The following is a 24,013-nucleotide window of genomic DNA, read 5'->3' as shown; positions in this document are numbered from 1 at the left end:
CAACAGATTAATTCAAATTTTTTAATGAGTTTCTGACGATCAAGCCATGAACTAAAGAGACAGGCAGCATGTAAATCTTTCCAAAAAAATTATAAGTCACCACACTGGTTGTAACGGTGAGCTTATTTTGGGTGTCATCATGTTCATTAATCTGTAAGGCTACTAATACACGTAGATGCTTATCTGTTGATTGTAAAAATAATTCTGTCTCTCTGATTTTTACTACATCAAAAAAATCTAATTTTTCATTAACTTGAACAATTTGTGCTTTTAACGAGCCAAAACCCTGAATTGGTTGTACACCTGCCAATTTAAAGCTCCAAAAATCTCTGACTCTAAAGGCGACGCGTAGCCAAAATGGTGGATTGCCTGTCATCAGCTGATAGGCTTGAAGAGCATTGAGTTGTTTATTGATATATCGATAATCTTTATGCAGGAAATTTAATGCTTCAAGTGGGGCAACCAAAGGAGTGATGTCGTTTTGATTTTGCATCCCAATTCCTTTATTTTATATTTACATGAAAATTCCTTTAATTTATAGTTTGATTCTTGAAGTGATGTCAATCACTAATACTTATTAAATCTTTTTTATTTATAGAAAATTTAAACATATTTCATATAATTAAGTAGCTATGTATAGAAAATATCCTCTAATAAAATGGTGAAATGTGTAAATTTTATAAAGCTTAACTTTACTCAATAAATAAATTTTATTCCTACCTCTTAACTATTCATATGAAAAAGGAAAAATCATGCTTCAACATAACTTCAATTTATCTGATTCTTTTAAACTTGGTATTTTTGCTTCTAATTGTTCAGGAGGCCTAACACCATCAACATTGGATGATGGTTGGGATGCGAGTTGGGATAAAAACCTAGAACTAGCGCAAATGGCAGATGAAGCAGGAATTGATTTCATGCTATCTGCTGCACGCTTTATTGGTCATGGCGGTGAAAAAGATTTTCACGGTACTGTTTTGGAAACCGTAACGTGGACATCTGCACTATTAGCCAAAACTAAAAATATTCAGATTTTTGCGACCCTACATACTGTGCTGAATCATCCGATTGTAGTCGCAAAACAAATCGCAACCATGGCACAGGTGAGTGATAATCGTGTGGGGCTAAACATTGTCGCGGGATGGAATAAACCTGAATATGATGCAATGGGCCTGCAATTACCTGATGATCACGAAACAAGATATGGCTATGCGCAAGAGTGGTACGAATTAATCAAAAAAACCTGGCAGAGCACTGAGCCATTTAATTGGGAAGGTCAATTTTTTCAAACACAAGGTACTTACGGCAAACCGAATCCTAAAATATTTCCCCCGATTTTTAATGCGGCTGGTTCCAAAGAAGGTCGTGAGTTTGCTATTAAAAATTCAGATTTCTTATTTACGCCTGCTTCTGATCTAGCACGTTCTGTTGTGGAAATAAAAGAACTTAAAGCAGAGGCAGAAAATTTAGGTCGAAAAATTAAAGTCCTGACTTTTGCACACGTGATTTGTCGTCCTACAGAACAAGAAGCCAAAGCAGAGTGGAATAGACAACTGAATCATGCGGATCATGGTGCAGTGCAACGTTTAATGGATACTTTATTTGCATTTTGCAAATCGTTTCCTGCAGATTTGCGAGAAGATTTACGTCAACGGATTGCTATTGGTCATGGTGGTTTTCCCTTAGTTGGTACTCCTGAACAAGTTGCAGAAGGGCTAATACAGTTACATGAAACTGGTTTTTCAGGTAGTACCTTATCTTTTCTCAATTATACGAAAGAATTTCCATATTTTAGAGAGCATGTTTTACCAATTTTAAAACAAAAAGGGCTGTTGAAATCGGTTACATGACCTGAGGAATATACTTTATTTACATTTTGAGCGGCAATCCTTAACCTGTTAAGGATTGTCTTGATGTGCTATGAGTCCTTTATTTATATGAAAAATTTCTTCAACTCGATCGATTTCTAAGTAGTGCTGTCTATTTTTTATGATATAAAAATAGTTCAACAATTAAACTTGAGAATAACAAATGTCTGAACAAAAATATCATTGGTATTTAATTGGTTATACGTTTAATGATAAGAGCAATAACGGCAATACGAGAAATTTCAGTATCCAATTGCCCTTAGAAACGTTCTTGCCGCCCGTTTCCAAATCTAAATTAAATGAGCTAAGTATCATTGGGGCAGAGTGGATCCAAAAGAATGATCCAGCAACACAGCCTGAGAATTTATTTGCCATTTCGATTTGTTATTTAGGTGAAATGACACAATCACAATTTAATGCTTAAGAATGCATATTTTGTAAGCACTAATTTAATAAAATGACAGTTGTAGGGATTGGCATTTTATTAAATATGAAGCAAAAAAATAATGGAGATTTTCTTTAAGATAAACTTATAATTAATTTAACATTCATTAGGAATTATCTAAATCTTTAAGATTGAGTTGATATGAAAAATTCTGCACGAATACATTGTTTTGACGATCTAGATGGCTTGGAGCTACTTGTAGCAGATTTTTCCGACCATGAGTTTGAAAGACATTGGCATGATACTTGGTCAGTTGGTGTTGTATTGCGAGGGGCAAATAACAATAGTGCTAAACGAAAAATGGAGGGGATTGTTAAGTGTGGTGAAGTCAGCATCATTGCTCCTGGGGAAGTCCATGCCGGAACAGTCGTTGGGGAGCAAGGATGTAGATATTTTATGTTCTATCCTAAGGTGGAGAGTGTATTTAATACTGCTGAAAGTATGGAAATGCATTTACCTCCGAATATTGTAGCAGGTCTAAAGCAAAATATATTTGCGAAAAAGCTTTGTGAAGCTGCCACAGTTCTAACAACCATAGACACTGATAAATTTGAAAGAGACGTTGTTTGGAGTAATTGCATGGCTGAATTTCTTCACGTATTTTCTTCTGTTAGAGCACAAGAAATTGCAAGTCAAAAGAGTTTAGCGTCATTACATTTAATACGGGCAAAGGAATATCTTCATGATTATCAATTCGAAGGAATTAGCCTAGATAGATTAGCGCAAGCAGCAGGCATATCGAAGTTCCATTTATGTCGTCAATTTACAGCAAAGTTTGGTTTGTCCCCAAGTCGTTATCAACGGCAACTTAAGCTACAGCAAGTTAAAAGAATGCTTTCGACAGGTCGTGATATCGCAGAAATTGCAGCTAGTTGTGGCTTTTCTGATCAATCTCATTTAGGAAGAGCATTTAAATCTACTTATGGGATTACTCCTCGTAACTATCGTAACTTCAGTCACTGAGCAATATCATTCTATCTTGTTGGTTTAGAGATATTGAAAATATATCTATTTAACGTTTCAAATGATGTTTATGGATATTTCAACACTTTGGCTATTTGCTATTTCTGCTACGATCTTAACGCTCATTCCAGGTCCTGATATGTTACGTGCATTATCGAATACAATGAGTCTGGGGGCTAAGGCGGGATTGATCACTGTATTTGGTGCTGTGACTGGAGTGATGTTCCATATCCTATTTGCGATTGCTGGTGTAACGGCATTAATTTATTCTTCTACTGTATTGTATAAAAGTTTTATAATTATTGGTGCGTTATACATTTTGTGGGTTGGTGTTAGTATATTTATAAATAATAATCCACTCAGTATTGATAACATTAAGTCTAAGAAAAGCTGTAAAAAAATTTATTCAGAAGGATTACTCACTAATCTTTTAAACCCTAAAGCTATCATATTTACCCTGGCTTTTATTCCTCAGTTCATTCGTATCGAAGCTGGTCGTGTTACATTTCAAATGTTAATACTTGGTCTTGAGTTGATCATTGTAATGTTATTAATACAAGTTCCTCTCGTATTTTTAGCTGGAAAAATTGCTGTTAATGTCAAAGGAAGTTCTAAAATCGGTATTTATATCAACAGATTTTTTGGAGTTATTATTGTTTTTTTAGGTTTAACGATCTTATTCATTCGCTTATAAAAATATTAGTCTTATTTAAAACTGAATGGAAAAAGATATTTAGAATATTTTATTGAAGGTGAAATTTTCACCAACAAAAGACCCAAGCAAAAAACCGTAAAATTCTATAAAATAAACGAAACTTTTCGCTCAATTTAAAATTTGGCTCTTTATATAAATGACTGATATAGAAATAGAAACACATCCATTACAACCGTTTTTACCTGCGACTGCAAAGCTGTTAATGCTCGGCAGTTTTCCACCGCCGCAAACTCGTTGGAAGATGGATTTTTACTATCCGAATTATCAAAATGTAATGAAGTGAAATCAAATTAAGACATTGATTTATATTAATTATAGCTATAAAAATCAGTGTTTTTTAACGCAAAAATGGGACTTATAGAAATCATAGAAAACAATAACTTACAAACCCCATTTGTTAAAAGATTTTATGTCATTTAAGCAAATGGCAGGGCGATTCCCACATCTACATCATTCCAAACAATTTCATGTCCTGCCTCATAATGTTCTGTCATTTTTACTGAGCTGTGACCAGCCAAAGCCTGAGCACTACGACCAGCTTTTTTATGCAGAAAAATAGCCAATGCTCGTATTTCATGAAAAGTCGGAATTTGCCTACCTTTCAGATCTGGATATGCCTTAGCACGTTTAACAATCCTCAAAAACTCTTCGGATAAATATTGAGGGAGAATTTGAGTCCAATGCTCTTTATTTGCGTTCTTGGTTTTACGCTTAGGGATTTGATGAATTACAAATGGAGTAAGAACTTTATCTGGTTTGCATCGATCTAAAACTTTTTGGAGTTCTGCATCAATTTTAATTCGCACATACCCAGCACCTTCCATAACCTCAAATTCATCCATTGAATCGGTCGTGGTTTTCTGTTGTGCAATATGTATGTATCCATCGTAAATATCAGTCCAACGCAAGGCCACAATATCAGTACGTCTTTGTGTGGTTAAAAGAGATAAATCAATTGCGTTTTGGAGCCACAATGGGGAATGAGCCCTAATCTGTTGTAGACCTGCAAGAGTATGGCGTTTTCGCTGTCTCTGGACATGCTTTGTCAAAGTGATGCGTGCAGGATTATCAGGACAGATCCCTTTACTCATCGCTACATCAAAAATATTGCACAGTAAGCTTCTTATCGCCTTTCTGTTTGATGGTGTCAGTTCATCTAATTGATCATTTACCATTTTTAAAGTAATTGAGTCTAAAGATATCTTGCCCCAAACCCTGTAAATTCGGTTTAAATGGATCTTATAATTCTTCTTTGTGTTTTCAGATAAAGGCCGACCATCTTTACGTCTCTTTTCTTCTAAAAACTGTTCGCAAAAATCCTTAAATGAGATTGTCTTGCCTGTGACACTAGAAACATAATCTTCTTCCTGAATCAGTAATGAGTTAAGTTTGCGTGCAGCTTGGACTGCAATTGACTTGTTACTCCCCATGGAATGAAACTTACCCGTATCAGGATGGCGATATCGCCATGACTTTCCATTCGCTTTATAGAGATTCGCAGGCAAGTCTTTGTTGCCTGCATTTCTTGACCGTGACATTTTTAACCTTGCAATACTTTATTTACTAACTCATCGCCAGTTTGCTTTTCATAAGCTTCCCAGTTGATGTACCAGGTACCACGTTTGCCATCTTCTGCACCATGTAATTCAGCAGGCAATTTACCTATTCGGCATTTACGTGTGATGGTTTGAGGAGTAGGAGGCGTCGCACCATCGCTAGCTTCTCCATAGACTCTTTTAATAAATTCAGATACTCGAATTAAGCAAGACATAAATATTTCACCTTAATTTAGTTATTTATTTTTTTCAAAAGGCTGCATGCGCGCAGCCTTTTGATTGGTTAATAGCGATACTGAGACATCCTTAATCAATTCATTGTCTTGCAATATCTGCTGTTTCGCCTGGAGAGCTGTCGTAGCCTCTACACGTCCTCGTAAGCTGCCTTTGCCGTGAAGCTTGGCCACATACTTAAAGATGTAGGTTTTTACGCACTCCAACCCTCCATGTCCTTTTTTGCCTTGCAGGCCTGCACAATCTGAGCTTCATAGCGAGTGCCTTTAAACTGCTTATAGATCGCACCTAGATCTGCTTCTTTGTTGGTGTGATGAATTGCGTTTAAAGCCTGCTGAAAATCATTGGTCAGTTGTTGAGCCGCATTGGGTGGTGCAGTTTGGTTTTGCTGCTGACGTTGTTGCTGTGCAGGTGGTTGGTTTTGGTTGCGTTGCTGATTTTGAGCAGGTGCATTCTGTTGATTGTTGCGAGTCTGCGTATTGCTTTGTTGATGGTAGGCATCAGTATCGGCATCTTGGGTATCATCAATCAGGAACAGGCCATTCAATGCGTATTTACGGGCATATGAACTGGAAGAACCAAAAGTCTGAGCTACATCCATTCCTTTTTTATTGATCTCCACACCAGCATGTGCAGTAGTCATGGTTTGTTTACCATCGGCATCGGTAAAGACAGCTTTGGCCGTAATCACCACTACAGGGCCAATCTCTTGTACTTCATCACTGACCACAAGGGTCGCACCATACTTTTGCAATAGTGGTTTAACACCTTCAAGTATGTCTTCAAGGCTACGGTAATGGAATTTACCAAAGCTGTTGTATTTGCTCTTTGGTGCTTTTAACTCAAGCTGTATAAGTTGTAAGGCATCTAGTGTACTTGTTGATGCCATTTGTTGATTCACGGCTGCATTCATCATAAATCTCCTTAGGCACCGTTATATTGCGCGTTGCGGTAATTGATACGCTGTTCTTTGCTATAGCGTGGTGTTTGGCTTTTCGCTCTGCGTTCTATGGCACGTTGGTAATTTACGATTTTCTTGATATTACCTTTTAGCCAATACACGGATAATTCTTCATCTGTGATCGGGCGTGCTTCGTTTTCAAGTGATTCTTTAACCAGAATAGAATGCCATTGAAAACGTGGGGCTTGAGCGCCACCAAAGAATTCACCATCAAAATCAGGGGTGTAATTTAACGATACTTTGACCAGATAAATTTTTGGGCCAAGGCGTACGTTGTAGTAGCCATTCACGTCTTTACAGATGAATTGCGCGAAAGGTGTGGTGTAGCATTTCTTTTGCATGACAGGCTCCAAATTCTTGGTCTTACCCTGTGTATATGATGCTGAAACCCCAGTATTTACAGGGCTTACAAGTCGCTGTGCGTCATAGCTTGTCGGTTGTATTTTGTTCGATAATGAGCCGTTGAAAGGTTTGATTTTTGGGTTAGAAGCTGTATGTAATTGTCCCATGTGCTTATCCTCCAAAGATGCCGTAAATGACAAAGGTAAGGACAAGCCAGAGTAGGAAAACGACTAAAATAATAGGGAAGAGCTTAAGCGCATCTTTTAGGTTTGCTTTGATGAAGTCGAGTGTACTGACCTGATAATCAGTAGCAGAAGGATGTTGGTGTAAACGTTGGGACGTTTGACTCGGTATAGGCTTTTGTTTCATACTTATCTCGCAGGTTACTGTAAAGCACCCATGAGTTCGAAGGCAGGGGTGCTTTTTGTTGTCTGTAAGATAAATATTACCAAAAAGGTAATTTATTGCAAGTGATAAATTACCTTTTAATTTTTGGCTTGCAATATGTAATCATCAAAATAAATTATATTGGCCTTTTCAAAGTCACTACTTAACGATTCTAGATTCTCAAAACTTGTAGTGAATATTGCTTGACCTGAATTTTCAAATATTTGAGAAGAATATTTAATTAAATCGTCTAGGCTTTGAGTTCGAGCTTCATGTTGACGTGGTTCATCGAAGATTACAAAACCTCCGTGCTTAATATTTAATTTACTATTAGTAGCTAATTCTAATAGTGCTAACGTAAAGGCCCATATAGTCCTAATATAGTCACTTGCTGAAGTTTCAGCAATAATATCGTATCCATTTTGCTCTGGACGTAAAGTATTGCGAGAAATGGTGATTCTATCTATTTCGGAGGTTGAAAAACCAAATAGATCTAAGTTCTTTTGCATTAACTTTTCTAAAGTTATTATAGTTTTTGAGTCCGAAGTGTCGCTAAGTTTCTTTTTTAATAAAGAATAGCTCTCATAGGTTATTTGCCAATTTGATTGTAGTTTTACTAAGTTTTCTTCAAAATTACTTGTTTTTTCAATAAAGTTTTCGATATCTTCAATCTTTTTTTCAAGCTCAATTTTTTTTCTAATTTGAAAATGAACGTCACCAAAAACTTCAGAATAATCATTCTCAAGCTTTTTAAGTTTTGCCTCTTCTTCTTTTAAAATTAGAAGTTTTTGCTGAATCTTATGATTTAAGGTTGAAATTTCTTCAGAATGTTTTTTGCCTATATTATTCATAAAATCATACTGTTCCTTGATGAATAATATATTTTGTTCAAGTGTCATTGGAGTAATGTTTGATTTTTTATGTGAAATATGCAAGAAGTCCGATAATTCATTATGACAAATTGGACACTCTTCTAAATCTACAGTAAAGTTGTTTTCAGAACCTAATTTTGTTAATAAATCTAATTGCTTATAACGTTGTAGATCATTAAACAAAACTTTAACTTTTTTAACGGAATCAAATTGAATTGTCTGTAAGTTTTCCTTTAATTGTTCTAGATTTGACAGACTTTCATATAAGCTTCTAAGTTTATCTTTCTGATCTTCAATTTCTTCAATTAAATTATTATCACTAGGTACATTTTCATTTTCAGCTTTTAAAGCGTGTTGGAGGGAAACTTTAGCAGTATGTAAAGGAATATCAGCATTCACTCCACTAATAAAATATTCAATAGGAAAAGTTTGATTACCAATTGGTTTTATTTCTGAAAAATTGAAATTTGAAAGATCACAGAGGGCTTCTATGGAGTTAGATAAAAATTTCCATTGATCTTCGCAATGGTCTAACTTATTTCTTAGAGTATTTAACTTGTTTTCAATTTCAAAATTTGAAATATCCAAAACATACTCAATTGCCGTTTTTTTAACATTTTTTATTCCATAATTAACTGGCACATTAGCTTGTATTTCAGACCAACCTCTTTTTTGCTCTATAAAAAATAAAGGGAATATGGCCTCAAGATATAATTTTACTTTTTCACCATTCAGATGAGGGACCAAAGGAAGTTCCCAACCCATAAAGTTTTCTAACCAATTGTGGAAACCGTATTCTGACTTCGCAGATCCTAAGGTTCCATATGATTTTAAGAAATAATCTTGTGTGTTACCGTTCTCATTTACAGTGATAATATTATTTTGATCTTTAATAAGTCGTTTTACAGTTACCTCCTTGTGTTCATTATTTTGAATTTTTAGTTCAACATAAGAATGAGTAACATTGTAACTTATACCATCAGTTTTACTATCGTTAATAGTTTCATATAGTGATTTCGGGAATGGTTTACTCTTAAGAGGTCCTAAAATAGACTCTAAACCCAGTGCATAAGCAATGGCATTCACACAAGTAGATTTACCTGAAGTATTGTCAGCACGAATAACATTAAGACCTGTTTTAAATGGAATTTTTGTAGAAAATACTTTGTTTTGTATCGTGTTAACAGTTATATTTAATTCAATAAGTTGTAGTGCAAGCATTTTACTTTTTCCCCATCATTTTTTCTATTTTGTCATAAGTTATTTTTGATAGATGGTTTTCTAAAAATATAATCTCATCATTGAATAAGTTATGCTCTAATATGTTTTCATAGAAATTATTAGCTAATGGTGTGGTTTCAATTTTTTCGTTATTGAACTTAATTAAATCCTTTTTAAAAGTAAGTTCAATTGCAATATAATTTGCTTGATCAGAAGATATGAAAGGAGCAGGGTACTCTTTTTCTATTAAAAATTTCTTAAACTCACCCCATTTTTGATTCCTGATAAGCATCCATAGCATGACATTTAATTTTTTTAAATCAATGGTTTTGTTTTTAAGCAACATTGTTTTTACGATAATAATTACAAGACTAATACGCCACAAGGGGCGCATTTCTACAGGTACAGGATAAGGTTTATTATCAATTTTTAATTTTAATAATTTACTCATTGTTCAAAATCCATATTACATTCTGCAATCCATTTGGCTATATAGCCATATGATAATTCACTTCTGTTGAATTTTGAGATAATTGAATTAAAAATTTCAGTTATTTCTAATTCATTTTGATCTCGAACTGCTTTAATAAATTTAAGATCAGGGTCCATACCTTCTATTTCAATTAAATCTTGCATTTTCCCTAAAAGCATACGACCACACTCTTCTACTTCTTGAAAAGTATCCGGAAAATTATCTCTAAGATCCTCTAAATAATTGGTAATTTTCAAATATTTATTAGTCATGCTATTGGCGAAAACTTCAGGTTTGTTTGAAATGAAACTAGATTTCCTAGATATATTTTTTTCAAAATATGAATCTTTAAAGCTGCTTATCGCACTTTCATCAATATGTTTAAATGGAAGATTTATTAGTTCATCTCCATATTTTAATGCATATAATTTTGATGCAGGATAACTATCAGCGGTTTCAATTTTTACTGCAAAGTCTACAGGATGTAAGTAACTTACGTTTTCAGATAAAATTTTCCTTTTATAACTATTACAATAGGTAATAAGGTCTTTTGTTCTATTATCTGGTAATAATAAAACCCATTGTTTAATAACTATATCATCTAAAAAATTTTTTATATCTTTTTCATAAGTTTTTAATTTCATAATATCTGTTCGTATTTTTTTTTGAACATGCTTCTTATATTCGGCCATGGAGTATTGTGGGTCTGGAAAATAACATTGAAAAATACTACCATCTTTAGTAAAGAATTCTAATCCACAGTCGCCACGATCGTCTGCGGTCACAGAAGTAAAATATGGTTGTGTGTAATGATGACGAATCATTTTTTCACAAAACTTTTCCCACTTATCCCCATCAAAATTAAAAAAAATATCACTCATATTAATTTCCTTAATTATGTTTATACATCCCTATATAATCCAACAACTTTCCCAACAAGCTTACATCCTTCACGAAGCTCTATGATTTTTTCAAGCCATTTAGGGTTTAAAGGCTCCAAATACATACCGTTACTTTCTACGATCAATTTCTTGAACGTTGCCTCTGTTTCCCCTTCACATGCAACGATAACCAAATCACCAGTTTTTAAATCACTTATTTGAAAGTCAGGATTTACATATATTTTGTCACTAGGTCGGAAGTCTGGAAGCATTGATTCACCAACAACTTCTAAACCATAGCCATTTTTTCCACATTTAGGATTTGGAGGAAGCCATTCTTCAAACTGAGTATCAGAAGGTATAGCTTCCGTTGATGTCCAAGTACCAGCTTGTACCCAAGAAATTACTGGAATTAATTTACCAATTAAAGGAATAGGATCAGAAATATTTACATCTGTAGATGTGATTTCCTGTTCATGAGGTAAGTCTAACCACCCATGAGGTTTATCAAAAGCAATCTCTATTTCACGGGCAACTTTGTTACCAATTCCTTTAATCGGATTAGTTCCAGCGAATTGGCTTGCTTGCGATTGACCTTTCCCAATTTTGTCAGCAAAACTGGATACACCGCCAACTTGATCAACAAGTAAACGAGTATTTTTGTATCTAATTGATTTGCTGTCCATATTTATCCTGAATGCTCTGTGACTAGTCACATATGTCAATTGTAGTTTTATCACCAAAAAGGTAAACAAGAAAAAAGGTTGTATTTACATTACCTAAAAGGTAATATTTAGATTGGTTAGAGAGGATCAATCTATGCGATTTCGAGACTTCATTTTAAAAATGACTCCTGAACAATTAGAAAAGTATGCAAAAGCTGCAGGCACAACAAGTGGTTATCTAAAGACGCATCTTTTGTATGGGTATAAAGAACCACGTAGAAAGCTCCGTACAGCTTTAGTTCAAGCAAGTAATGGGCAAGTTTCTGAACAGGAAGTCTTACAACATTTTGGGTTGTATCCAGTTCAAACATTACCTAACCAAAATGGTAATGAAGTAGCCATCTAATAAACACGTTCAAAAGGACTCGCAATGAACATATTAGATGCGGCTTACCACACGGTTCACGACTTTAAGGGCGGGGCAAATGCGCTTGCGTCACGTATGGGTATCAAAAGCCCTGCGGTACTTAACAGCAAGGTCAACCCAAACACGGAAACGCATCACCTGACTTTGCTCGAAGCTTCAAAGTTGATGGGCATAACAGGGGATTCCCGAATACTACAGGCGATCTGTGCAGAACACGGTAAAGCTGCCATCGACTTACCAGATATACCAGAGAGCAAAAGAGACAGTTGCCTGATGGATACCTTTCTCAATATCAGTATCAAGAAGGGCAACGTAAGCAAGCAATTTAGAGAAATGCTTGCTGACGGACGAATAACAAAAGGTGAGGCAATCGACATGGCCAAGGTCATCCACGACATGCATGTACTGCTTGCCACGTTGGAACAACAAATTCATGCCTGTATTCAGGGCAAATAAAAAACCGCTTCCTGTTATTAGCAGCGGAAGCGGTTTTATGACCTTTTATTCATACTTGCTAAGCGAGACTAAAATATGAACGAACACAATCTAGCAAAACAGTCTGGCAAAGATAAACACAATTCCGATGATTCGACGCAAATCACATTGATCATGGGCGCAGATCGCCATATTGAAAACCATATTTCTAAAAACTGCCGTGTGATTAGCGATGACGTTTCTAAATTTCTAAGTAGAGCTTTGTATGCTCAAAAGGAGATGACATGAATCAACAGTTAAAACGACTTCCAGATTTTAAGCAGATCCAAGCCGTTCAATCTTGGTATGAACCTGCATTGGAGCTTCTTAATAAATTGCTCGAGAGAAACAAAGCGAATCTGCGTAGGCGTGGATACAGCGAAGAAAATGCGGCAATCACCCGTGAAGAGTTCAGACAACAACTTGCTCGCCGTGGCCGTATTACGTTGTATTTGGCTGGTGAGATTGAGACGAGTTTGTATAACGCTCAGATGGTTGAATTTATGGGTGGATATATTCGACCTAAGGTTGGTGAGTTATGAGTTTAGATGCAACCATTTGGGCATTTAAGGCAGCGGTCAAAACATCAAGCCAAAGACTAGTCTTACTTGCCTTAGCCGATCGTGCTGGTGATGAACACAAATGCTATCCAAGCTTAAAGCGCTTGGAGAAAGATACAGTACTTAACCGTAAAACAATCATTAAAGTTCTGGATGAACTTGAAGAAGCTGCATTCATAAAATTTACAGGTAAAACGACGGGTAACGGAGTGAAAATCTATCAACTGATTGGAGTTGTTGGCCGTGAAGATGAAGATCCAACCAGTACCAAAAACGGAACGGGTACCAATTTAGGTACTGGTTCCAAAAACGGTACTAGTACCAATAACGGAACTGCCAGTAGTCCCAAAAACGGTACTGCAACCAGTACCAATATTGGGACACAGAACCTCCCAATGAATCTCTCATTAGAATCTAAAAATAAAAAACACTGGCTTTGTTCAAAAAAATTGAGTGAGGAAATTGCTCAAGCAAATCCTGAGATCGATCCAAACAAAATCATCTCTGCAAGTTGGTTCAATCGTGAATTTAGAGCATTCGAAAAATTCAATGCTGAAAAATCTATGTGTGATGAACTCATGATTTACCACTTTGCAAACTGGTTACTTGAGGCAAATGCAAAGCTTGACCGTATCAATCGTTCTGCTCAACCAAGCAAGAAACAGGAATCAAAATCTGAAAACAGCCTCACTGAAAAACAAATCAAATTTTTAGCAGGGAAGTTATCCCGTCTTCCTGATTTCGGAAAATACGCCGTAGGTAACGAATCTCATGAGCAACTAGCAGTTCGTTTAGAAACCATGCTGAAAGATCCCATGAATATCCAAAAGTGGGCTGAGTATTTGACTGCTGTGGGCTTTGAGCAAAAGAGGAATGCAGCATGAAGCTCACAGAGGTTCAACGTGCAGAATTAAAAATGAAGTTTGGTGGAAAGTGCGCTTACTGTGGCGAGGATTTAAATGGAAAGTGGCATCCAGACCATCTGCAAGCTGTGGTTAGAGATCTAGTCACAGGCAAGCCAACAAAGCCTGAAAATGATGTTTATGAGAATCTAATGCCTGCTTGCACGCCGTGTAACCACAACAAACGCTCTTTGTCTTTGGAGTCATGGCGAGAACTATTGACGCATTATCGAGATGTACAAGTTATTCGTGACTGTTCTCAAATTCGTCATTTAATGCGTTTCGGATTAGTTGAGTTTGTAGCAAAGCCAGTTGTTTTCTATTTTGAAAAGTTCAATGAGGTTAAACCTGAATGACCTCAATGAGCATCGATCAGTACCGCCGTGACATTTTGAAGCAATGCGATAAGTCTAAGGCTACTAAACGCAACAAGTTCAATGCTCAGAAAGTTGAGCTTGATGGCATGACGTTTGACAGCAAGAAGGAACATAAGCGGTACATTCAGCTCAAAGCCATGCAGCAACGTGGGGAGATAACTAGCCTAGACCATCACACCAAATTTGAACTTGCATCTAAAACCAAACTTGAAGGTGAGAAGCGGGCAAAGCCAGCAGTTAGATATTTTGCTGATTTCACATACTACATAGCGGATAAATACATAGTTGAAGATGTGAAGTCAGCAGCAACTAGAAAGTTACCAAGTTATCGCACTAAAAAACACTTAATGAAAACGGTTCACGGCATTGATATTAAAGAGGTATGAACAATGAATGCAATCAATACAAATAAAACCATGGACTGGTCTAAGTACACAATTGATGGATGGTTAGAGCAGTTCGGTGCTTGGTGTGAAACTTTGCGCATGAAGGGTGGTGATTTACCTGATGGTCTGCATATCAATCAGATTTACTGGTTGATGCGTGAAGCGGGTATGAAGATGCCTAAGGGCAAGTCTTATATTCGTTGTAATATAGATGATTATGAAGCGGATCAGGTGCAGGCATTACTACGTAGCTTAATGAACTCAGACAATACTGATTTCATAACAAAGTTTGCTTTGATTTGCTTAATTAAAAATAAGGTGGAGAATAAAGGATTAGGTATGGTTGCAAAAGAAACTAATCAGTCTAAAGCTCAAGCAGCAATTATGGTTAGTTGTGCTAGATTTTATATTGCTGGACATGATAAAAGATTAAAAAATTAATTGTGGGTTATCATATGGCTTGGAAATTTATAAAGTTAGATAAAAGTGTTTCCCAAAAACAGTGCAATAATTTTTTTGAAGAAGAAAATTGTGAAGAGCTTTTGAAAATATTCAGAGTACAAAAAACATCTGCTAATGGTGTTATAACTATAAAGTTATATCTTAATGAAGGGGTGGTCCTCGAGGATGCTTTGCGAGAAGCATATGCACTCATCATTCGAATGGCTTTTTATCGTTTGCAAATCGAATCCCATGATTTAATAATTTGACTGTCTAGACGGATTGTGGCATATTTCTGTTATACTGGATGAAATTATAGTAGTTCACAAAGTTTTTAAAAGCTCGCATTATAAATGCGAGCTTTTCTTTATCATCATATAATTTTAAGTTTAAATCAAAGCAAAGGAAGTAAAATGAAGCTTTGGAAATTTATGGATTTAATAAAATTTCTCAATTTAGTTTTAACAGAGCAGTTACATTTTCAAAGAATTAATTCTTTTAAAGATACATATGAGGGGTATGATCAATATTTTTATAAAAATGAATTAAGTAAAGTTTTCCCAGGAGAGCAGGATCAATTAAAGAAACTTTCTGAAGCTATTCGATTTAATAGTTATGTATCCTGTTGGCATTCAAATGAATATGAGTCTGCAGCAATGTGGGATTTATATGCAAGTAAAAATGGTTCTATTGCGATTGAATCAAATTTAGAAGCACTAAAGGAATCAATTTTAGAACATCCTGAAATGATGTTTGAATTTAATAATGTGACGTATATTGATTATAATAAACATGAAAAAACCAAAGCATCTCAACAAATTGATGAGATTTTTAGATGCCAATTCTATAAGAGGAAATCATTTAAACATGAAAATGAGTACAGAGTGATTTTACGACCATTTAATAATAAAAATAACAAAGGGATATTAAATATCGTAACTATAGCTCGCAATCAATCTCTTGAAGTAATTAGAAGTACTCCCGTTACAATGAAGGCACCTGTAGATATTAAAAAATTAATTAAAAAAATTTACATATCTCCAGATACTTCGGAATGGGAGACTAAAACAATTATAAGCCTGCTTGAAAGAATTAATTTAGATATTGAAATTGTGAAATCTGAACTTTACGAAATTATCTAAACCCTTAATCCCTACTTCAGTGGCTTTTTTATGGAAGAAATTTGTGGTCTGTAAATAATCTATCCAAGATTAAAGTTACAGAGAATAATGTACTGTGTGGTAATGGTGATATTTACAATCTAGATTTTTTATGCACATATTGTCGAAATGAGCAGATGTTGATAGAAGGTAAGGTATTTATCTATAAACAGTAAAAATTCTCGTAACAATTGTGTATGATTGAATGCTTTTAATATTCAGATGTTTACTTAATGAATCTAATGGTTGTTTTTTTTAAAAAAGCAAATTTACTGGAGATGCTTACAATCTTATTTTTTATAAGTGTTGGAATATCTTTAACTTATAAAATAGGTTTTTATAATACAATTGGTGCAGATTGGTACATCCAAAACCTATCACCTCAACAATTATTTATTTCATCTTTTAGAGTAAGCCTTGCTTCAATTGTAGGTGTTGCTATTGGATGTTACTTAGGATTTAAGCTAAAGTATAAAGCTGTTGAGATAATTACATACATAAGCTTTGTTGTGTACGTGGTTGGAAGATGGGTGATTGGCTATTTTTTTTCTGAACACCAGATTTCAATTAATTTGGAAATAATACTGTTTATTTTAAATACCTTAGCAGTCATGTTCATGATCACATTGGAACGTGATAAAAGAAATCTAAATAGCCATGGATTTGTAGGGCCAATTAAAGAGAAACAAAGTAAAGCTATATCAAATTTTGATGGTTTTTTAAAAATTTTATTTCTATTTTTAATAATATTTGCACCCTATACAATTGGTTGTGATAAAGGAAGATTGGTAAATAAAAATGCGTTCAATTCAAGTTTTGTCAAGATAAAGGATGACGTAAGTAATTGGCAATTGATTGATATGAATGGAGATAAAATATTGTTAAAAAAATGTATTGAAAATGAGAAAATATTTAAATTAGTAGAGTATAAAGAAATTATTCAAATTACTTCGCAAGTTGATAAGTAAAATAAAACCTTAAAAGGGGGTAAATTTTTCTATAAATGACTACAGATACCTCCTTAAACTTTACTTATGAAAAAATTTAATTTTTATAAATATGTTAAATTCGGATTTAGGGATTTAACAGAAAAATAATGCCCTCCTAATCAGTAGATATTTTTACTTTTGTTTAAATTTAAGTGGAAAAATTGAATTACAATGTTTACAAAGAGTTAAACAATTTTTACTTTAAGTTAATAATTTTATTAGAGATACTTTTTTCACTATAAAGCGGAGCTTGAGTAATGCCACAATATTTACGTATTGCAGACAATATCTATAAGCGTTTTGATCGTGAAAATAAATTTAGCACGCCACTTCAAGAATGCTTAAGTTCGATTGTTGAAGTACTGCGGGAAGAATTAAAAGATACTGATCTAAGGTTGATGTATAGCCGCATTAACTTTGTAAGAGGGTTGCAAGAAGAACCACCAAGCGATCATTTAAATGTTTTTTTGAGTCTTGTTCCCAACCCTGAAAAAAAAGATCAATTCGTAATGTGGTTGTCCAATCTCATTGAGAAAGTTACAGAAGGTGGGGTCAAGAGAATGCCCCCCAAACTTGAAGATATCCCACATGATATAAATTTTGATTCTGAAATATTGAAATCATTACAACATCGCTCTAAACCAAAGTCTTCTAGGGATATTGCAGCATATTTTAAAAGCCAGGAATACCAGAGTTATAGTTGAGAAATTGGGAGTTAAGTTTTGCAATGGGTATAGGAGCCTCCGAATCCTTCCTGTATCTAGCATTTGCTGAGATTAAGCAAACCGCCACTGCTGGCGGTTTTTTTTGAAGTGTGTTAAAAATCAGTCATAATCTAAATTTATAATAATTAGAGGATATTGATATGACTAAGGAAATTTCGATCAATCAAACACATTTGATCATCGCTTCGATCACTGCCAGTTTTGCAAAAGCGTTAGACAAAACGAATCCAGGATTCAAAGAAGAATTTTTAAAAGAACTTGGTGAACGTTACCATGAGATAAAAGATTACTCAGATCCTCAAACGGAGGTTCTAGAGACCTTAACTTGGACAAGAGACTTCTTAAATAAGGAATGAATAGAAGTCAGTATTTGAGTTTATCTTCATTTAATTATCTTAATAACTTAGCTCATCATACGATGGGCTTTTTACATATCTGTGATAGATTGTTTTCTTTTAGCGGATATTAACAATGAATAAATTTATTGGGGGTTCTCTGGATGAGACAGACTTCAATATTGAAAATTTTGAAGATGAAACATTTCTTTTGACGAATATCGATACATTGCAACAAGAAAAATATCAGAAAATCAAGATACACACCAATGGCTTAGCTTACACATTCTGGATTTTTGAGGGCCTTGATGAAACGCTTAAGGCTCAAAGGATTACTGAATATCTTTCTTAGTTTAAATTTTGAAGACTGAGCTCATCGAAAGGTGGGCTTTTTTAATGGGTGAAATATGGACCAAATAAGACCATTCCCACCGACTGAGCTTTTAGATCAAGCCGAGGAAGAAGAAGCAATTCGTTTAGCCCCAGCACCAGGTTTAAAAGAATGGGTAATTGCTAATTATCTCACTGCTGAAGCTGAACTTTACAATCCTGACCATGATCATATTGCTGAGTTACTTCACGACAATGAAGAGTTTTTAGCGTTTGCATGGGCATCACAGGCTTGTACCGTTAAAAAGCAAATGGTGTTAGGCCAGTGTGAAAAGGTGATGTTTAACGCTGGTGGATGGCGTAAAGCACGACAAGAACAACAGATGCAGGATTGGTTTGGTTATGTTCCTATTTACCTCATAACCATAGATGCCAGTTTTTGTGAGCAAGCCTCAGATCGAGACTTTTGTGCATTGATCGAACACGAGTTGTATCACATAGGCGTGGAACGTGATGCAGATGGTGAGCCACAGTACAGTGATAATACAGGCCTTCCGAAACACTATTTAGCTGGGCATGACGTGGAAGAATTTATAGGCGTAGTCAAGCGACATGGGGCAAGCGAGAACGTTAAGCGACTGGTGGAAGTCGCGAAGCAAGCGCCGTTTGTTTCGGATTTAGCTATTACAAAGTGCTGCGGGACATGCATTATCAGTTGAGCCAATCGGCTCATTTTTTTTGTCTATTTTGCTTTACGTAGCTTTACGAAGAGGTAGGTATGGCTGCACTTAAAGAGCCTGTTAAAATCTTTATAGTTCAGTCGCTTGCATGCATGGATACCCCTCAACAAGTAGCAGATGCTGTAAAGCAAGAATTTAACATAGAAATTGAGCGACAACAGGTAGCACTCTACGATCCAACAAAGACAACTGGGAAAAACCTAAGTAAGAAACTGAAAGCTTTGTTTGAAAAGACACGTGAAGATTTCAGAAATAATGTTTTTGATATTCCGTTGGCCAATAAGTCATTTCGTATTAATGAACTTCAAAAGATGTATGACACAAGTAAAAACAAGGTCATTAAGCAGAACATCATCAAACAAGTTAAAGACGAGATGCATGGACATTCAGCACAGTTATTAGATCTTGAATTGAAACAGCTTGAGATCGACAAAATCAGAAATGGGGACGGCGAAGGTGCTGACGATCCAACACCAGTAAAAGTAACCATTCAAGTTGTAGATGCGAGTAAGAAAGATGCCGAATATCAATCCGACACTGAATGTACCTCAGGCTAATTTTTTACAGATGGAGAAGAAATTCCGGGCTTTCGTGGCGGGGTTTGGATCTGGAAAGACATGGGTAGGGTGTTCAAGCCTATGCAATAAAGCTTGGGAGTTTCCTAAGGTTCCATTGGGTTACTTTGCACCGACATATCCTCAGATCCGAGATATCTTCTTTCCTACAATTGATGAGGTTGCATTTGATTGGGGCTTAAAGACTAAAGTTTATGAAACTAACAAAGAGGTGGATATTTACTATGGTCGACAATACCGGACCACGATTATTTGTCGATCTATGGAAAAACCTCAAACCATTGTGGGGTTCAAAATTGGCCATGCACTGATTGATGAGCTTGATGTCATGGCCAAAGTAAAGGCACAGCAAGCGTGGCGTAAAATCATTGCACGTATGCGATATAAACAAGCCGGTTTGCTAAATGGTATTGATGTAGCGACTACACCAGAAGGCTTTAAATTTACTTATGAGCAATTTGTAAAAGAAGCCAACTCAACGCCAGCTAAACGCGCATTGTATGGAATGATTCAAGCTTCAACTTATGACAATGAAGCAAATCTTCCTGATGACTATATTTCATCGTTATATGAGTCTTATCCACCCCAGTTGATTTCTGCTTATCTGAAAGGGCAATTCGTTAACTTAACTAGTGGTGCAGTTTATCCAGACTTTGATCGAGTACTGAATCATACGGATGAGGAAATTCATCAAGATGAGCCATTACTCATCGGGATGGACTTTAACGTACTGAAAATGGCCGCCGTAGTTTATGTAATTCGTGCAGGTCATCCACGTGCATTAGATGAATTGGTGGGAGTTAGAGATACACCAACAATGTGCTATTTGATTAAGGAACGTTTTCCAGAGCATGACATCACTGTAATTCCAGATGCCTCTGGTCAAGCAACTTCTTCAAAGGGTTTTAGTGAGTCTGATCATGCAATTCTAAAGAAGAACGGTTTTAAGGTTGAAGTGAACGGCGTTAATCCTGGCATTAAAGACCGTATTAATGCAGTGAATGCTCAGATTCTGAATGCAGATGGTGAGCGTACTTTAAAAGTGAATACCAATAAATGTCCTAACTTTACAGCAACTTTAGAACAGCAGATTTACGACTCGTTTGGGATGCCTGATAAAAGTGCTGGTCTTGATCACGTAGGGGATGCTGGTGGATATCCACTGGCCAAGCGATTCCCGATCATTATTCAGAAAGTATTTAAACGGCGTCGAATTGGCGGTATGTCTTATTAACCAACGCACCTTTACAGGTGCTTTTTTTATGGTGTTTTTATGGCAGTTACTGATAAACATCCGCAGTATATTGCTGCACAAAAAAGCTGGCAGATGATGCGTGATGCTGTTGCTGGCGAAGAAAAGATTAAGCAAGCTGCTGTACGTTATTTGCCAAAATCAGCAGGCATGATCGAAGCTGAGAAGCAGGGCGATACTGCAAGTGAGATCTATAAAGCCTATGTAAACCGTGCTCAGTATCCGTTATGGGTTCAAGACTCATTACGAACGATGATTGGTTTGGTATCAAAGCTTGAGCCGAATATTGTGATAGAAAGCAATCTTCTCACAGGGCTAATTAATAACGCCACTAATGACGGGTTTGGACTTAAACAGCTCTTTATCCGCATTTGTGTAGAACTGCTTGAATGCGGTCGTTGTGGCTTATTGGTGGACGTTGATGGTGACGGTGTACCTTACTTTGCTCTGTACGATGCACTATCAATCATCAACTGGAAGGAGAATAGCATCGGAGGTCGTAAGGATCTCAAACTTTTGGTGCTCGAGGAGCAGTTTGATAATAGCGAGGATGAGTTCGGACATGAAACGAAAACCGTGCACCGTGTTTTATCCATGCAAGATGGATCTTTAACGGTACGGCTTTTTGATGGGGCAATACCTGAAGATAAAACCCCTGATTTGGGTGGTAATCAACTGACCTTTACGCCGTTTGTATTCTGCGGTACCACAGATAATTCACCGCATGTGGGTACGGTACCGCTTTTAACCATGGCTAAAGCTGCATTAAAGTATTACCAGTTGAGTGCGGATTATTTCCAGTCATTACACCACACGGCGCATCCACAACCATGGATCAGCGGTCTGGATGATGAATCTGATATTAGTGTCACAGGTGTAATGGCCGTTTGGGATCTACCTAAGGATTCAACCTGCGGTTACTTGGAAATATCAGGTGATGGGATTGATATGACCAAAAAGGAAATGGATGCCCAGAAAAATTCAGCATTGGAAGCAGGAGCCAAGGTCATTGACACCAATGCTCAGGAATCAGGGGAAGCCCGCCGTGCGCGTCAAGATGATCAGCATGCAAGCTTACACAGCATTGTAATGTGTGCAGCTGAAGCCATTGAACAAGCCATTAAATATGCGGCTCAGTGGCTCAAGCTGGATCCAGCTAAATATGCATTTACGGTTGAGCCTGAATTTATTGTTCAGCAATACGATATCAACTTGGCCAAGCAACTTTATGAAGGCGCACTTGCAGGTAAAAACTCATTTAAAACCTATTGGGAATATATCGCTACAGGCAAGCTTCCGACGCTCGAATATGAAGAAGAACTTGACCGAGTTGAGGATGAGCGAAATAGTCTGCCTTTGTAGAGGTGTTAAATGGCTTCAAATGACCATAAAAATCTGATTGAGGTTCTCACCCAGCATCAAGCTTATTTGTATCGAGTCTCATCTCAATCAGTAAATGAATTAACCAGGTTATTTAACTCTGAAAGTCTCTTGATGCTTTCAAAGCTTCGAGATTTGCTAGATGAATTAAATGAGTCTGAGAAAATTGCACTTGCTGGTGGTCAGTACACTACAAAGAACCTTAAAGAGATCCGCGATCTTATTTCACAATGGTTCGCCAGTTTAAGCACATCATTGCCAGAGGCCTTCGCTGTTTCAGCAACTGCTCTGGCGGTATATGAAGCAAATTACACTGCCAAGCTTTACGGCGGCAAGATAAAGAAGCCTAACGGGAATAAGCTTTATTCTACAACGAAGAAAACGCCGTTAATTGGTGGGGCTTTGGTAGATGATCTACTCTTTAAGATTGCTGAAAGTGCTCGGCAAAAGGTCGAGTACGCGATTCGAGATGGGATCAGCAGCAGCAAGACCAATCAGGAAATCATACAGCGCATTCGTGGTACCAAACGTCAGAATTATGAGGATGGAATTCTAAATACCAATAAGTCTGACATCGAACGCACGGTGAGAACTGTACGTAGCCATGTCGCAAATCAAGCCTATCAAGATAGTTTTAATCAGCTTGGTTTTGAATACGTGAAACTGGTTGCTACCTTGGATGGGAGAACATCAAAACTTTGTGCATCTCTAGATGGCACAGTATGGGCGATAAACGATTCTGCTAAGCGTGTACCGCCACTTCATCCTAATTGCCGTAGTATTTTGGTGCCTGTCGACAAAGATGGTTTGTTGGCTGGCCAACGTCCATTCGTGATGGATGAACGTAAGGTTAAAGACATCCCTAAGGATGAACGTGAACAGCTCATTGGCCAGATGGATGCAAACACCACTTTCAAAGCGTTTTTTAAGAAAACAGATAACTTCTTCCAAAAAGAGTGGCTAGGGCCGAAACGGTACAAGCTCTATAAAGATGGGAAGTTTGATTTTGATAAGTTCTTTGATCCTGAGGGACAGCTTTACACACTGGAACATCTTAGGAAGCTAGATGGGCTAAAATTTAAAGAGCTTGGAATTTAACAAACGTAGAGGTACTTACAATGTTAAAGGTATCAATTTGCGAATGCAGGACGCGCAAGGAAGAGTTAGAAAAGGCTTTAACCAATCAGATTGCAGAGTTGGTCAATAAGTTTGAAATCGAAACAGGGGTAAATGTACGTGATATTTACCTGAACTTTACCGATGTGTCTGAGATAGATCGACCAGATAAGTACGTATTTACTAGTGTTACGGTTAGAACGCTGGAATCTGATTGAATATTTCAAATGTGATATATCTTATTGAAAGTATATAAGAGATA

At 36.3% G+C, this 24,013-nt stretch carries 34 protein-coding genes and 1 pseudogene; 25 read left to right on the top strand and 10 right to left on the bottom strand.

Annotated elements, in window-relative coordinates:
* Nucleotides 1-7: 7 nt before the first annotated feature.
* Nucleotides 8-493 carry a DUF2867 domain-containing protein gene (locus tag F887_RS08255; RefSeq protein ID WP_005294492.1) on the bottom strand — a complete coding sequence of 162 codons (486 nt, stop codon included), beginning with the start codon at nucleotides 491-493 and terminating at the stop codon, nucleotides 8-10.
* Nucleotides 494-752: 259 nt separating this feature from the next.
* On the opposite strand from F887_RS08255, the gene F887_RS08260 reads away from it, so the two are divergent.
* The 5 genes and pseudogenes from F887_RS08260 to F887_RS18315 form a co-directional block, all read left to right on the top strand.
* Nucleotides 753-1,850, top strand: a complete 1,098-nt coding sequence (locus F887_RS08260; protein WP_005294490.1) for an LLM class flavin-dependent oxidoreductase — start codon at nucleotides 753-755, stop codon at nucleotides 1,848-1,850.
* A gap of 181 nt (nucleotides 1,851-2,031) precedes the next feature.
* Entirely contained in the window at nucleotides 2,032-2,292 is a 261-nt protein-coding gene (locus tag F887_RS08265; RefSeq protein WP_005294488.1) for a hypothetical protein, read from the top strand.
* A 162-nt stretch (nucleotides 2,293-2,454) separates the two neighbouring features.
* On the top strand, nucleotides 2,455-3,276 hold the full coding sequence (locus F887_RS08270; RefSeq protein ID WP_005294487.1) for an AraC family transcriptional regulator: 822 nt from the start codon (nucleotides 2,455-2,457) through the stop codon (nucleotides 3,274-3,276).
* A gap of 70 nt (nucleotides 3,277-3,346) precedes the next feature.
* The gene (locus F887_RS08275; protein WP_228129825.1) at nucleotides 3,347-3,970 is read left to right on the top strand and encodes a LysE family translocator; all 624 of its coding nucleotides are present in this window, start codon (nucleotides 3,347-3,349) and stop codon (nucleotides 3,968-3,970) included.
* 157 nt (nucleotides 3,971-4,127) lie between these two features.
* Nucleotides 4,128-4,268: pseudogene (locus F887_RS18315) on the top strand (G:T/U mismatch-specific uracil/thymine DNA-glycosylase); the annotation flags it as partial.
* A gap of 139 nt (nucleotides 4,269-4,407) precedes the next feature.
* On the opposite strand, the gene F887_RS08280 reads toward F887_RS18315, so the two are convergent.
* The 9 genes from F887_RS08280 to F887_RS08320 all read right to left on the bottom strand — a co-directional run bounded on the left by F887_RS08280 (nucleotide 4,408) and on the right by F887_RS08320 (nucleotide 11,603).
* Nucleotides 4,408-5,529 (bottom strand): phage integrase Arm DNA-binding domain-containing protein, encoded by a 1,122-nt coding sequence (locus F887_RS08280; protein ID WP_005294482.1) that lies wholly within the window; start codon nucleotides 5,527-5,529, stop codon nucleotides 4,408-4,410.
* A gap of 2 nt (nucleotides 5,530-5,531) precedes the next feature.
* Nucleotides 5,532-5,762, bottom strand: coding sequence for a hypothetical protein (locus F887_RS08285; protein ID WP_005294480.1), 231 nt, complete (start codon nucleotides 5,760-5,762; stop codon nucleotides 5,532-5,534).
* 212 nt (nucleotides 5,763-5,974) lie between these two features.
* Nucleotides 5,975-6,694 (bottom strand): ERF family protein, encoded by a 720-nt coding sequence (locus tag F887_RS08290; protein ID WP_005294478.1) that lies wholly within the window; start codon nucleotides 6,692-6,694, stop codon nucleotides 5,975-5,977.
* 11 nt (nucleotides 6,695-6,705) lie between these two features.
* Complete coding sequence (locus F887_RS08295; RefSeq protein ID WP_005294476.1) at nucleotides 6,706-7,251, bottom strand: hypothetical protein; 546 nt, start codon at nucleotides 7,249-7,251, stop codon at nucleotides 6,706-6,708.
* Between the two features lie 4 nt (nucleotides 7,252-7,255).
* A complete protein-coding gene (locus F887_RS18665) occupies nucleotides 7,256-7,453 on the bottom strand; it encodes a hypothetical protein (protein ID WP_005294473.1) in 198 nt (65 codons plus the stop codon).
* A gap of 116 nt (nucleotides 7,454-7,569) precedes the next feature.
* Nucleotides 7,570-9,564 carry an AAA family ATPase gene (locus F887_RS08305; protein ID WP_005294470.1) on the bottom strand — a complete coding sequence of 665 codons (1,995 nt, stop codon included), beginning with the start codon at nucleotides 9,562-9,564 and terminating at the stop codon, nucleotides 7,570-7,572.
* 1 nt (nucleotide 9,565) lies between these two features.
* Nucleotides 9,566-10,015, bottom strand: coding sequence for a hypothetical protein (locus F887_RS08310; protein ID WP_005294468.1), 450 nt, complete (start codon nucleotides 10,013-10,015; stop codon nucleotides 9,566-9,568).
* Nucleotides 10,012-10,917 (bottom strand): hypothetical protein, encoded by a 906-nt coding sequence (locus tag F887_RS08315; RefSeq protein ID WP_005294465.1) that lies wholly within the window; start codon nucleotides 10,915-10,917, stop codon nucleotides 10,012-10,014. The genes F887_RS08310 and F887_RS08315 overlap by 4 nt, the downstream gene beginning before the upstream one ends.
* Nucleotides 10,918-10,937: 20 nt before the next feature.
* On the bottom strand, nucleotides 10,938-11,603 hold the full coding sequence (locus F887_RS08320; RefSeq protein WP_005294464.1) for a LexA family protein: 666 nt from the start codon (nucleotides 11,601-11,603) through the stop codon (nucleotides 10,938-10,940).
* Nucleotides 11,604-11,736: 133 nt separating this feature from the next.
* Between F887_RS08320 and F887_RS08325 the strand changes: the two genes are divergently transcribed.
* The 20 genes from F887_RS08325 to F887_RS08420 all read left to right on the top strand — a co-directional run bounded on the left by F887_RS08325 (nucleotide 11,737) and on the right by F887_RS08420 (nucleotide 23,969).
* A complete protein-coding gene (locus F887_RS08325) occupies nucleotides 11,737-11,988 on the top strand; it encodes a hypothetical protein (protein ID WP_005294460.1) in 252 nt (83 codons plus the stop codon).
* A 24-nt stretch (nucleotides 11,989-12,012) separates the two neighbouring features.
* Nucleotides 12,013-12,465, top strand: coding sequence for a phage regulatory CII family protein (locus F887_RS08330; protein WP_005294459.1), 453 nt, complete (start codon nucleotides 12,013-12,015; stop codon nucleotides 12,463-12,465).
* Nucleotides 12,466-12,540: 75 nt separating this feature from the next.
* On the top strand, nucleotides 12,541-12,732 hold the full coding sequence (locus tag F887_RS18660; RefSeq protein WP_005294455.1) for a hypothetical protein: 192 nt from the start codon (nucleotides 12,541-12,543) through the stop codon (nucleotides 12,730-12,732).
* Nucleotides 12,729-13,025 carry a hypothetical protein gene (locus F887_RS08340; RefSeq protein WP_005294452.1) on the top strand — a complete coding sequence of 99 codons (297 nt, stop codon included), beginning with the start codon at nucleotides 12,729-12,731 and terminating at the stop codon, nucleotides 13,023-13,025. Before F887_RS18660 ends, F887_RS08340 begins: the two co-directional genes overlap by 4 nt.
* Entirely contained in the window at nucleotides 13,022-13,927 is a 906-nt protein-coding gene (locus tag F887_RS08345) for a helix-turn-helix domain-containing protein (protein WP_005294450.1), read from the top strand. The genes F887_RS08340 and F887_RS08345 overlap by 4 nt, the downstream gene beginning before the upstream one ends.
* Complete coding sequence (locus tag F887_RS08350; RefSeq protein WP_005294447.1) at nucleotides 13,924-14,301, top strand: HNH endonuclease; 378 nt, start codon at nucleotides 13,924-13,926, stop codon at nucleotides 14,299-14,301. The genes F887_RS08345 and F887_RS08350 overlap by 4 nt, the downstream gene beginning before the upstream one ends.
* Complete coding sequence (locus tag F887_RS08355; protein ID WP_005294444.1) at nucleotides 14,298-14,708, top strand: DUF1064 domain-containing protein; 411 nt, start codon at nucleotides 14,298-14,300, stop codon at nucleotides 14,706-14,708. The genes F887_RS08350 and F887_RS08355 overlap by 4 nt, the downstream gene beginning before the upstream one ends.
* A 3-nt stretch (nucleotides 14,709-14,711) precedes the next feature.
* Nucleotides 14,712-15,149: a hypothetical protein gene (locus tag F887_RS08360; protein WP_005294441.1), complete on the top strand. Its 438-nt coding sequence runs from the start codon at nucleotides 14,712-14,714 to the stop codon at nucleotides 15,147-15,149.
* Nucleotides 15,150-15,163: 14 nt separating this feature from the next.
* Entirely contained in the window at nucleotides 15,164-15,418 is a 255-nt protein-coding gene (locus F887_RS08365; protein ID WP_005294439.1) for a hypothetical protein, read from the top strand.
* A gap of 144 nt (nucleotides 15,419-15,562) precedes the next feature.
* The gene (locus F887_RS08370) at nucleotides 15,563-16,291 is read left to right on the top strand and encodes a DUF2971 domain-containing protein (RefSeq protein WP_005294435.1); all 729 of its coding nucleotides are present in this window, start codon (nucleotides 15,563-15,565) and stop codon (nucleotides 16,289-16,291) included.
* A 251-nt stretch (nucleotides 16,292-16,542) separates the two neighbouring features.
* Complete coding sequence (locus F887_RS08375; RefSeq protein WP_005294433.1) at nucleotides 16,543-17,277, top strand: hypothetical protein; 735 nt, start codon at nucleotides 16,543-16,545, stop codon at nucleotides 17,275-17,277.
* A 278-nt stretch (nucleotides 17,278-17,555) separates the two neighbouring features.
* Nucleotides 17,556-18,002 (top strand): hypothetical protein, encoded by a 447-nt coding sequence (locus F887_RS08380; protein WP_005294430.1) that lies wholly within the window; start codon nucleotides 17,556-17,558, stop codon nucleotides 18,000-18,002.
* A 161-nt stretch (nucleotides 18,003-18,163) separates the two neighbouring features.
* Nucleotides 18,164-18,379 (top strand): hypothetical protein, encoded by a 216-nt coding sequence (locus F887_RS08385; protein ID WP_005294426.1) that lies wholly within the window; start codon nucleotides 18,164-18,166, stop codon nucleotides 18,377-18,379.
* Nucleotides 18,380-18,494: 115 nt separating this feature from the next.
* Nucleotides 18,495-18,710, top strand: a complete 216-nt coding sequence (locus F887_RS08390) for a hypothetical protein (RefSeq protein WP_005294422.1) — start codon at nucleotides 18,495-18,497, stop codon at nucleotides 18,708-18,710.
* A 55-nt stretch (nucleotides 18,711-18,765) separates the two neighbouring features.
* A complete protein-coding gene (locus F887_RS08395; protein ID WP_005294419.1) occupies nucleotides 18,766-19,407 on the top strand; it encodes a putative metallopeptidase in 642 nt (213 codons plus the stop codon).
* Nucleotides 19,408-19,466: 59 nt separating this feature from the next.
* Nucleotides 19,467-19,985, top strand: coding sequence for a DUF2280 domain-containing protein (locus F887_RS08400; RefSeq protein ID WP_005294417.1), 519 nt, complete (start codon nucleotides 19,467-19,469; stop codon nucleotides 19,983-19,985).
* Nucleotides 19,945-21,237, top strand: a complete 1,293-nt coding sequence (locus tag F887_RS08405; RefSeq protein ID WP_005294414.1) for a terminase large subunit domain-containing protein — start codon at nucleotides 19,945-19,947, stop codon at nucleotides 21,235-21,237. Before F887_RS08400 ends, F887_RS08405 begins: the two co-directional genes overlap by 41 nt.
* A 39-nt stretch (nucleotides 21,238-21,276) precedes the next feature.
* Nucleotides 21,277-22,617, top strand: a complete 1,341-nt coding sequence (locus F887_RS08410; RefSeq protein WP_005294411.1) for a DUF4055 domain-containing protein — start codon at nucleotides 21,277-21,279, stop codon at nucleotides 22,615-22,617.
* A gap of 9 nt (nucleotides 22,618-22,626) precedes the next feature.
* A complete protein-coding gene (locus F887_RS08415) occupies nucleotides 22,627-23,733 on the top strand; it encodes a minor capsid protein (RefSeq protein WP_005294409.1) in 1,107 nt (368 codons plus the stop codon).
* A 20-nt stretch (nucleotides 23,734-23,753) separates the two neighbouring features.
* Complete coding sequence (locus tag F887_RS08420; protein WP_005294406.1) at nucleotides 23,754-23,969, top strand: hypothetical protein; 216 nt, start codon at nucleotides 23,754-23,756, stop codon at nucleotides 23,967-23,969.
* Nucleotides 23,970-24,013 lie beyond the last annotated feature (44 nt).

This window comes from Acinetobacter sp. NIPH 2100, assembly GCF_000369805.1.
In the GTDB taxonomy this organism is placed as follows: domain Bacteria; phylum Pseudomonadota; class Gammaproteobacteria; order Pseudomonadales; family Moraxellaceae; genus Acinetobacter.
This window is presented reverse-complemented; position numbering and strand designations above follow the sequence as displayed.

Coding starts and splice junctions, on each gene's coding strand:
- F887_RS08255 (WP_005294492.1), bottom strand. CDS start 493: ATGCAAAATCAAAACGACATCACTCCTTTGGTTGCCCCACTTGAAGCA.
- F887_RS08260 (WP_005294490.1), top strand. CDS start 753: ATGCTTCAACATAACTTCAATTTATCTGATTCTTTTAAACTTGGTATT.
- F887_RS08265 (WP_005294488.1), top strand. CDS start 2,032: ATGTCTGAACAAAAATATCATTGGTATTTAATTGGTTATACGTTTAAT.
- F887_RS08270 (WP_005294487.1), top strand. CDS start 2,455: ATGAAAAATTCTGCACGAATACATTGTTTTGACGATCTAGATGGCTTG.
- F887_RS08275 (WP_228129825.1), top strand. CDS start 3,347: ATGGATATTTCAACACTTTGGCTATTTGCTATTTCTGCTACGATCTTA.
- F887_RS08280 (WP_005294482.1), bottom strand. CDS start 5,529: ATGTCACGGTCAAGAAATGCAGGCAACAAAGACTTGCCTGCGAATCTC.
- F887_RS08285 (WP_005294480.1), bottom strand. CDS start 5,762: ATGTCTTGCTTAATTCGAGTATCTGAATTTATTAAAAGAGTCTATGGA.
- F887_RS08290 (WP_005294478.1), bottom strand. CDS start 6,694: ATGAATGCAGCCGTGAATCAACAAATGGCATCAACAAGTACACTAGAT.
- F887_RS08295 (WP_005294476.1), bottom strand. CDS start 7,251: ATGGGACAATTACATACAGCTTCTAACCCAAAAATCAAACCTTTCAAC.
- F887_RS18665 (WP_005294473.1), bottom strand. CDS start 7,453: ATGAAACAAAAGCCTATACCGAGTCAAACGTCCCAACGTTTACACCAA.
- F887_RS08305 (WP_005294470.1), bottom strand. CDS start 9,564: ATGCTTGCACTACAACTTATTGAATTAAATATAACTGTTAACACGATA.
- F887_RS08310 (WP_005294468.1), bottom strand. CDS start 10,015: ATGAGTAAATTATTAAAATTAAAAATTGATAATAAACCTTATCCTGTA.
- F887_RS08315 (WP_005294465.1), bottom strand. CDS start 10,917: ATGAGTGATATTTTTTTTAATTTTGATGGGGATAAGTGGGAAAAGTTT.
- F887_RS08320 (WP_005294464.1), bottom strand. CDS start 11,603: ATGGACAGCAAATCAATTAGATACAAAAATACTCGTTTACTTGTTGAT.
- F887_RS08325 (WP_005294460.1), top strand. CDS start 11,737: ATGCGATTTCGAGACTTCATTTTAAAAATGACTCCTGAACAATTAGAA.
- F887_RS08330 (WP_005294459.1), top strand. CDS start 12,013: ATGAACATATTAGATGCGGCTTACCACACGGTTCACGACTTTAAGGGC.
- F887_RS18660 (WP_005294455.1), top strand. CDS start 12,541: ATGAACGAACACAATCTAGCAAAACAGTCTGGCAAAGATAAACACAAT.
- F887_RS08340 (WP_005294452.1), top strand. CDS start 12,729: ATGAATCAACAGTTAAAACGACTTCCAGATTTTAAGCAGATCCAAGCC.
- F887_RS08345 (WP_005294450.1), top strand. CDS start 13,022: ATGAGTTTAGATGCAACCATTTGGGCATTTAAGGCAGCGGTCAAAACA.
- F887_RS08350 (WP_005294447.1), top strand. CDS start 13,924: ATGAAGCTCACAGAGGTTCAACGTGCAGAATTAAAAATGAAGTTTGGT.
- F887_RS08355 (WP_005294444.1), top strand. CDS start 14,298: ATGACCTCAATGAGCATCGATCAGTACCGCCGTGACATTTTGAAGCAA.
- F887_RS08360 (WP_005294441.1), top strand. CDS start 14,712: ATGAATGCAATCAATACAAATAAAACCATGGACTGGTCTAAGTACACA.
- F887_RS08365 (WP_005294439.1), top strand. CDS start 15,164: ATGGCTTGGAAATTTATAAAGTTAGATAAAAGTGTTTCCCAAAAACAG.
- F887_RS08370 (WP_005294435.1), top strand. CDS start 15,563: ATGAAGCTTTGGAAATTTATGGATTTAATAAAATTTCTCAATTTAGTT.
- F887_RS08375 (WP_005294433.1), top strand. CDS start 16,543: ATGAATCTAATGGTTGTTTTTTTTAAAAAAGCAAATTTACTGGAGATG.
- F887_RS08380 (WP_005294430.1), top strand. CDS start 17,556: ATGCCACAATATTTACGTATTGCAGACAATATCTATAAGCGTTTTGAT.
- F887_RS08385 (WP_005294426.1), top strand. CDS start 18,164: ATGACTAAGGAAATTTCGATCAATCAAACACATTTGATCATCGCTTCG.
- F887_RS08390 (WP_005294422.1), top strand. CDS start 18,495: ATGAATAAATTTATTGGGGGTTCTCTGGATGAGACAGACTTCAATATT.
- F887_RS08395 (WP_005294419.1), top strand. CDS start 18,766: ATGGACCAAATAAGACCATTCCCACCGACTGAGCTTTTAGATCAAGCC.
- F887_RS08400 (WP_005294417.1), top strand. CDS start 19,467: ATGGCTGCACTTAAAGAGCCTGTTAAAATCTTTATAGTTCAGTCGCTT.
- F887_RS08405 (WP_005294414.1), top strand. CDS start 19,945: ATGCCGAATATCAATCCGACACTGAATGTACCTCAGGCTAATTTTTTA.
- F887_RS08410 (WP_005294411.1), top strand. CDS start 21,277: ATGGCAGTTACTGATAAACATCCGCAGTATATTGCTGCACAAAAAAGC.
- F887_RS08415 (WP_005294409.1), top strand. CDS start 22,627: ATGGCTTCAAATGACCATAAAAATCTGATTGAGGTTCTCACCCAGCAT.
- F887_RS08420 (WP_005294406.1), top strand. CDS start 23,754: ATGTTAAAGGTATCAATTTGCGAATGCAGGACGCGCAAGGAAGAGTTA.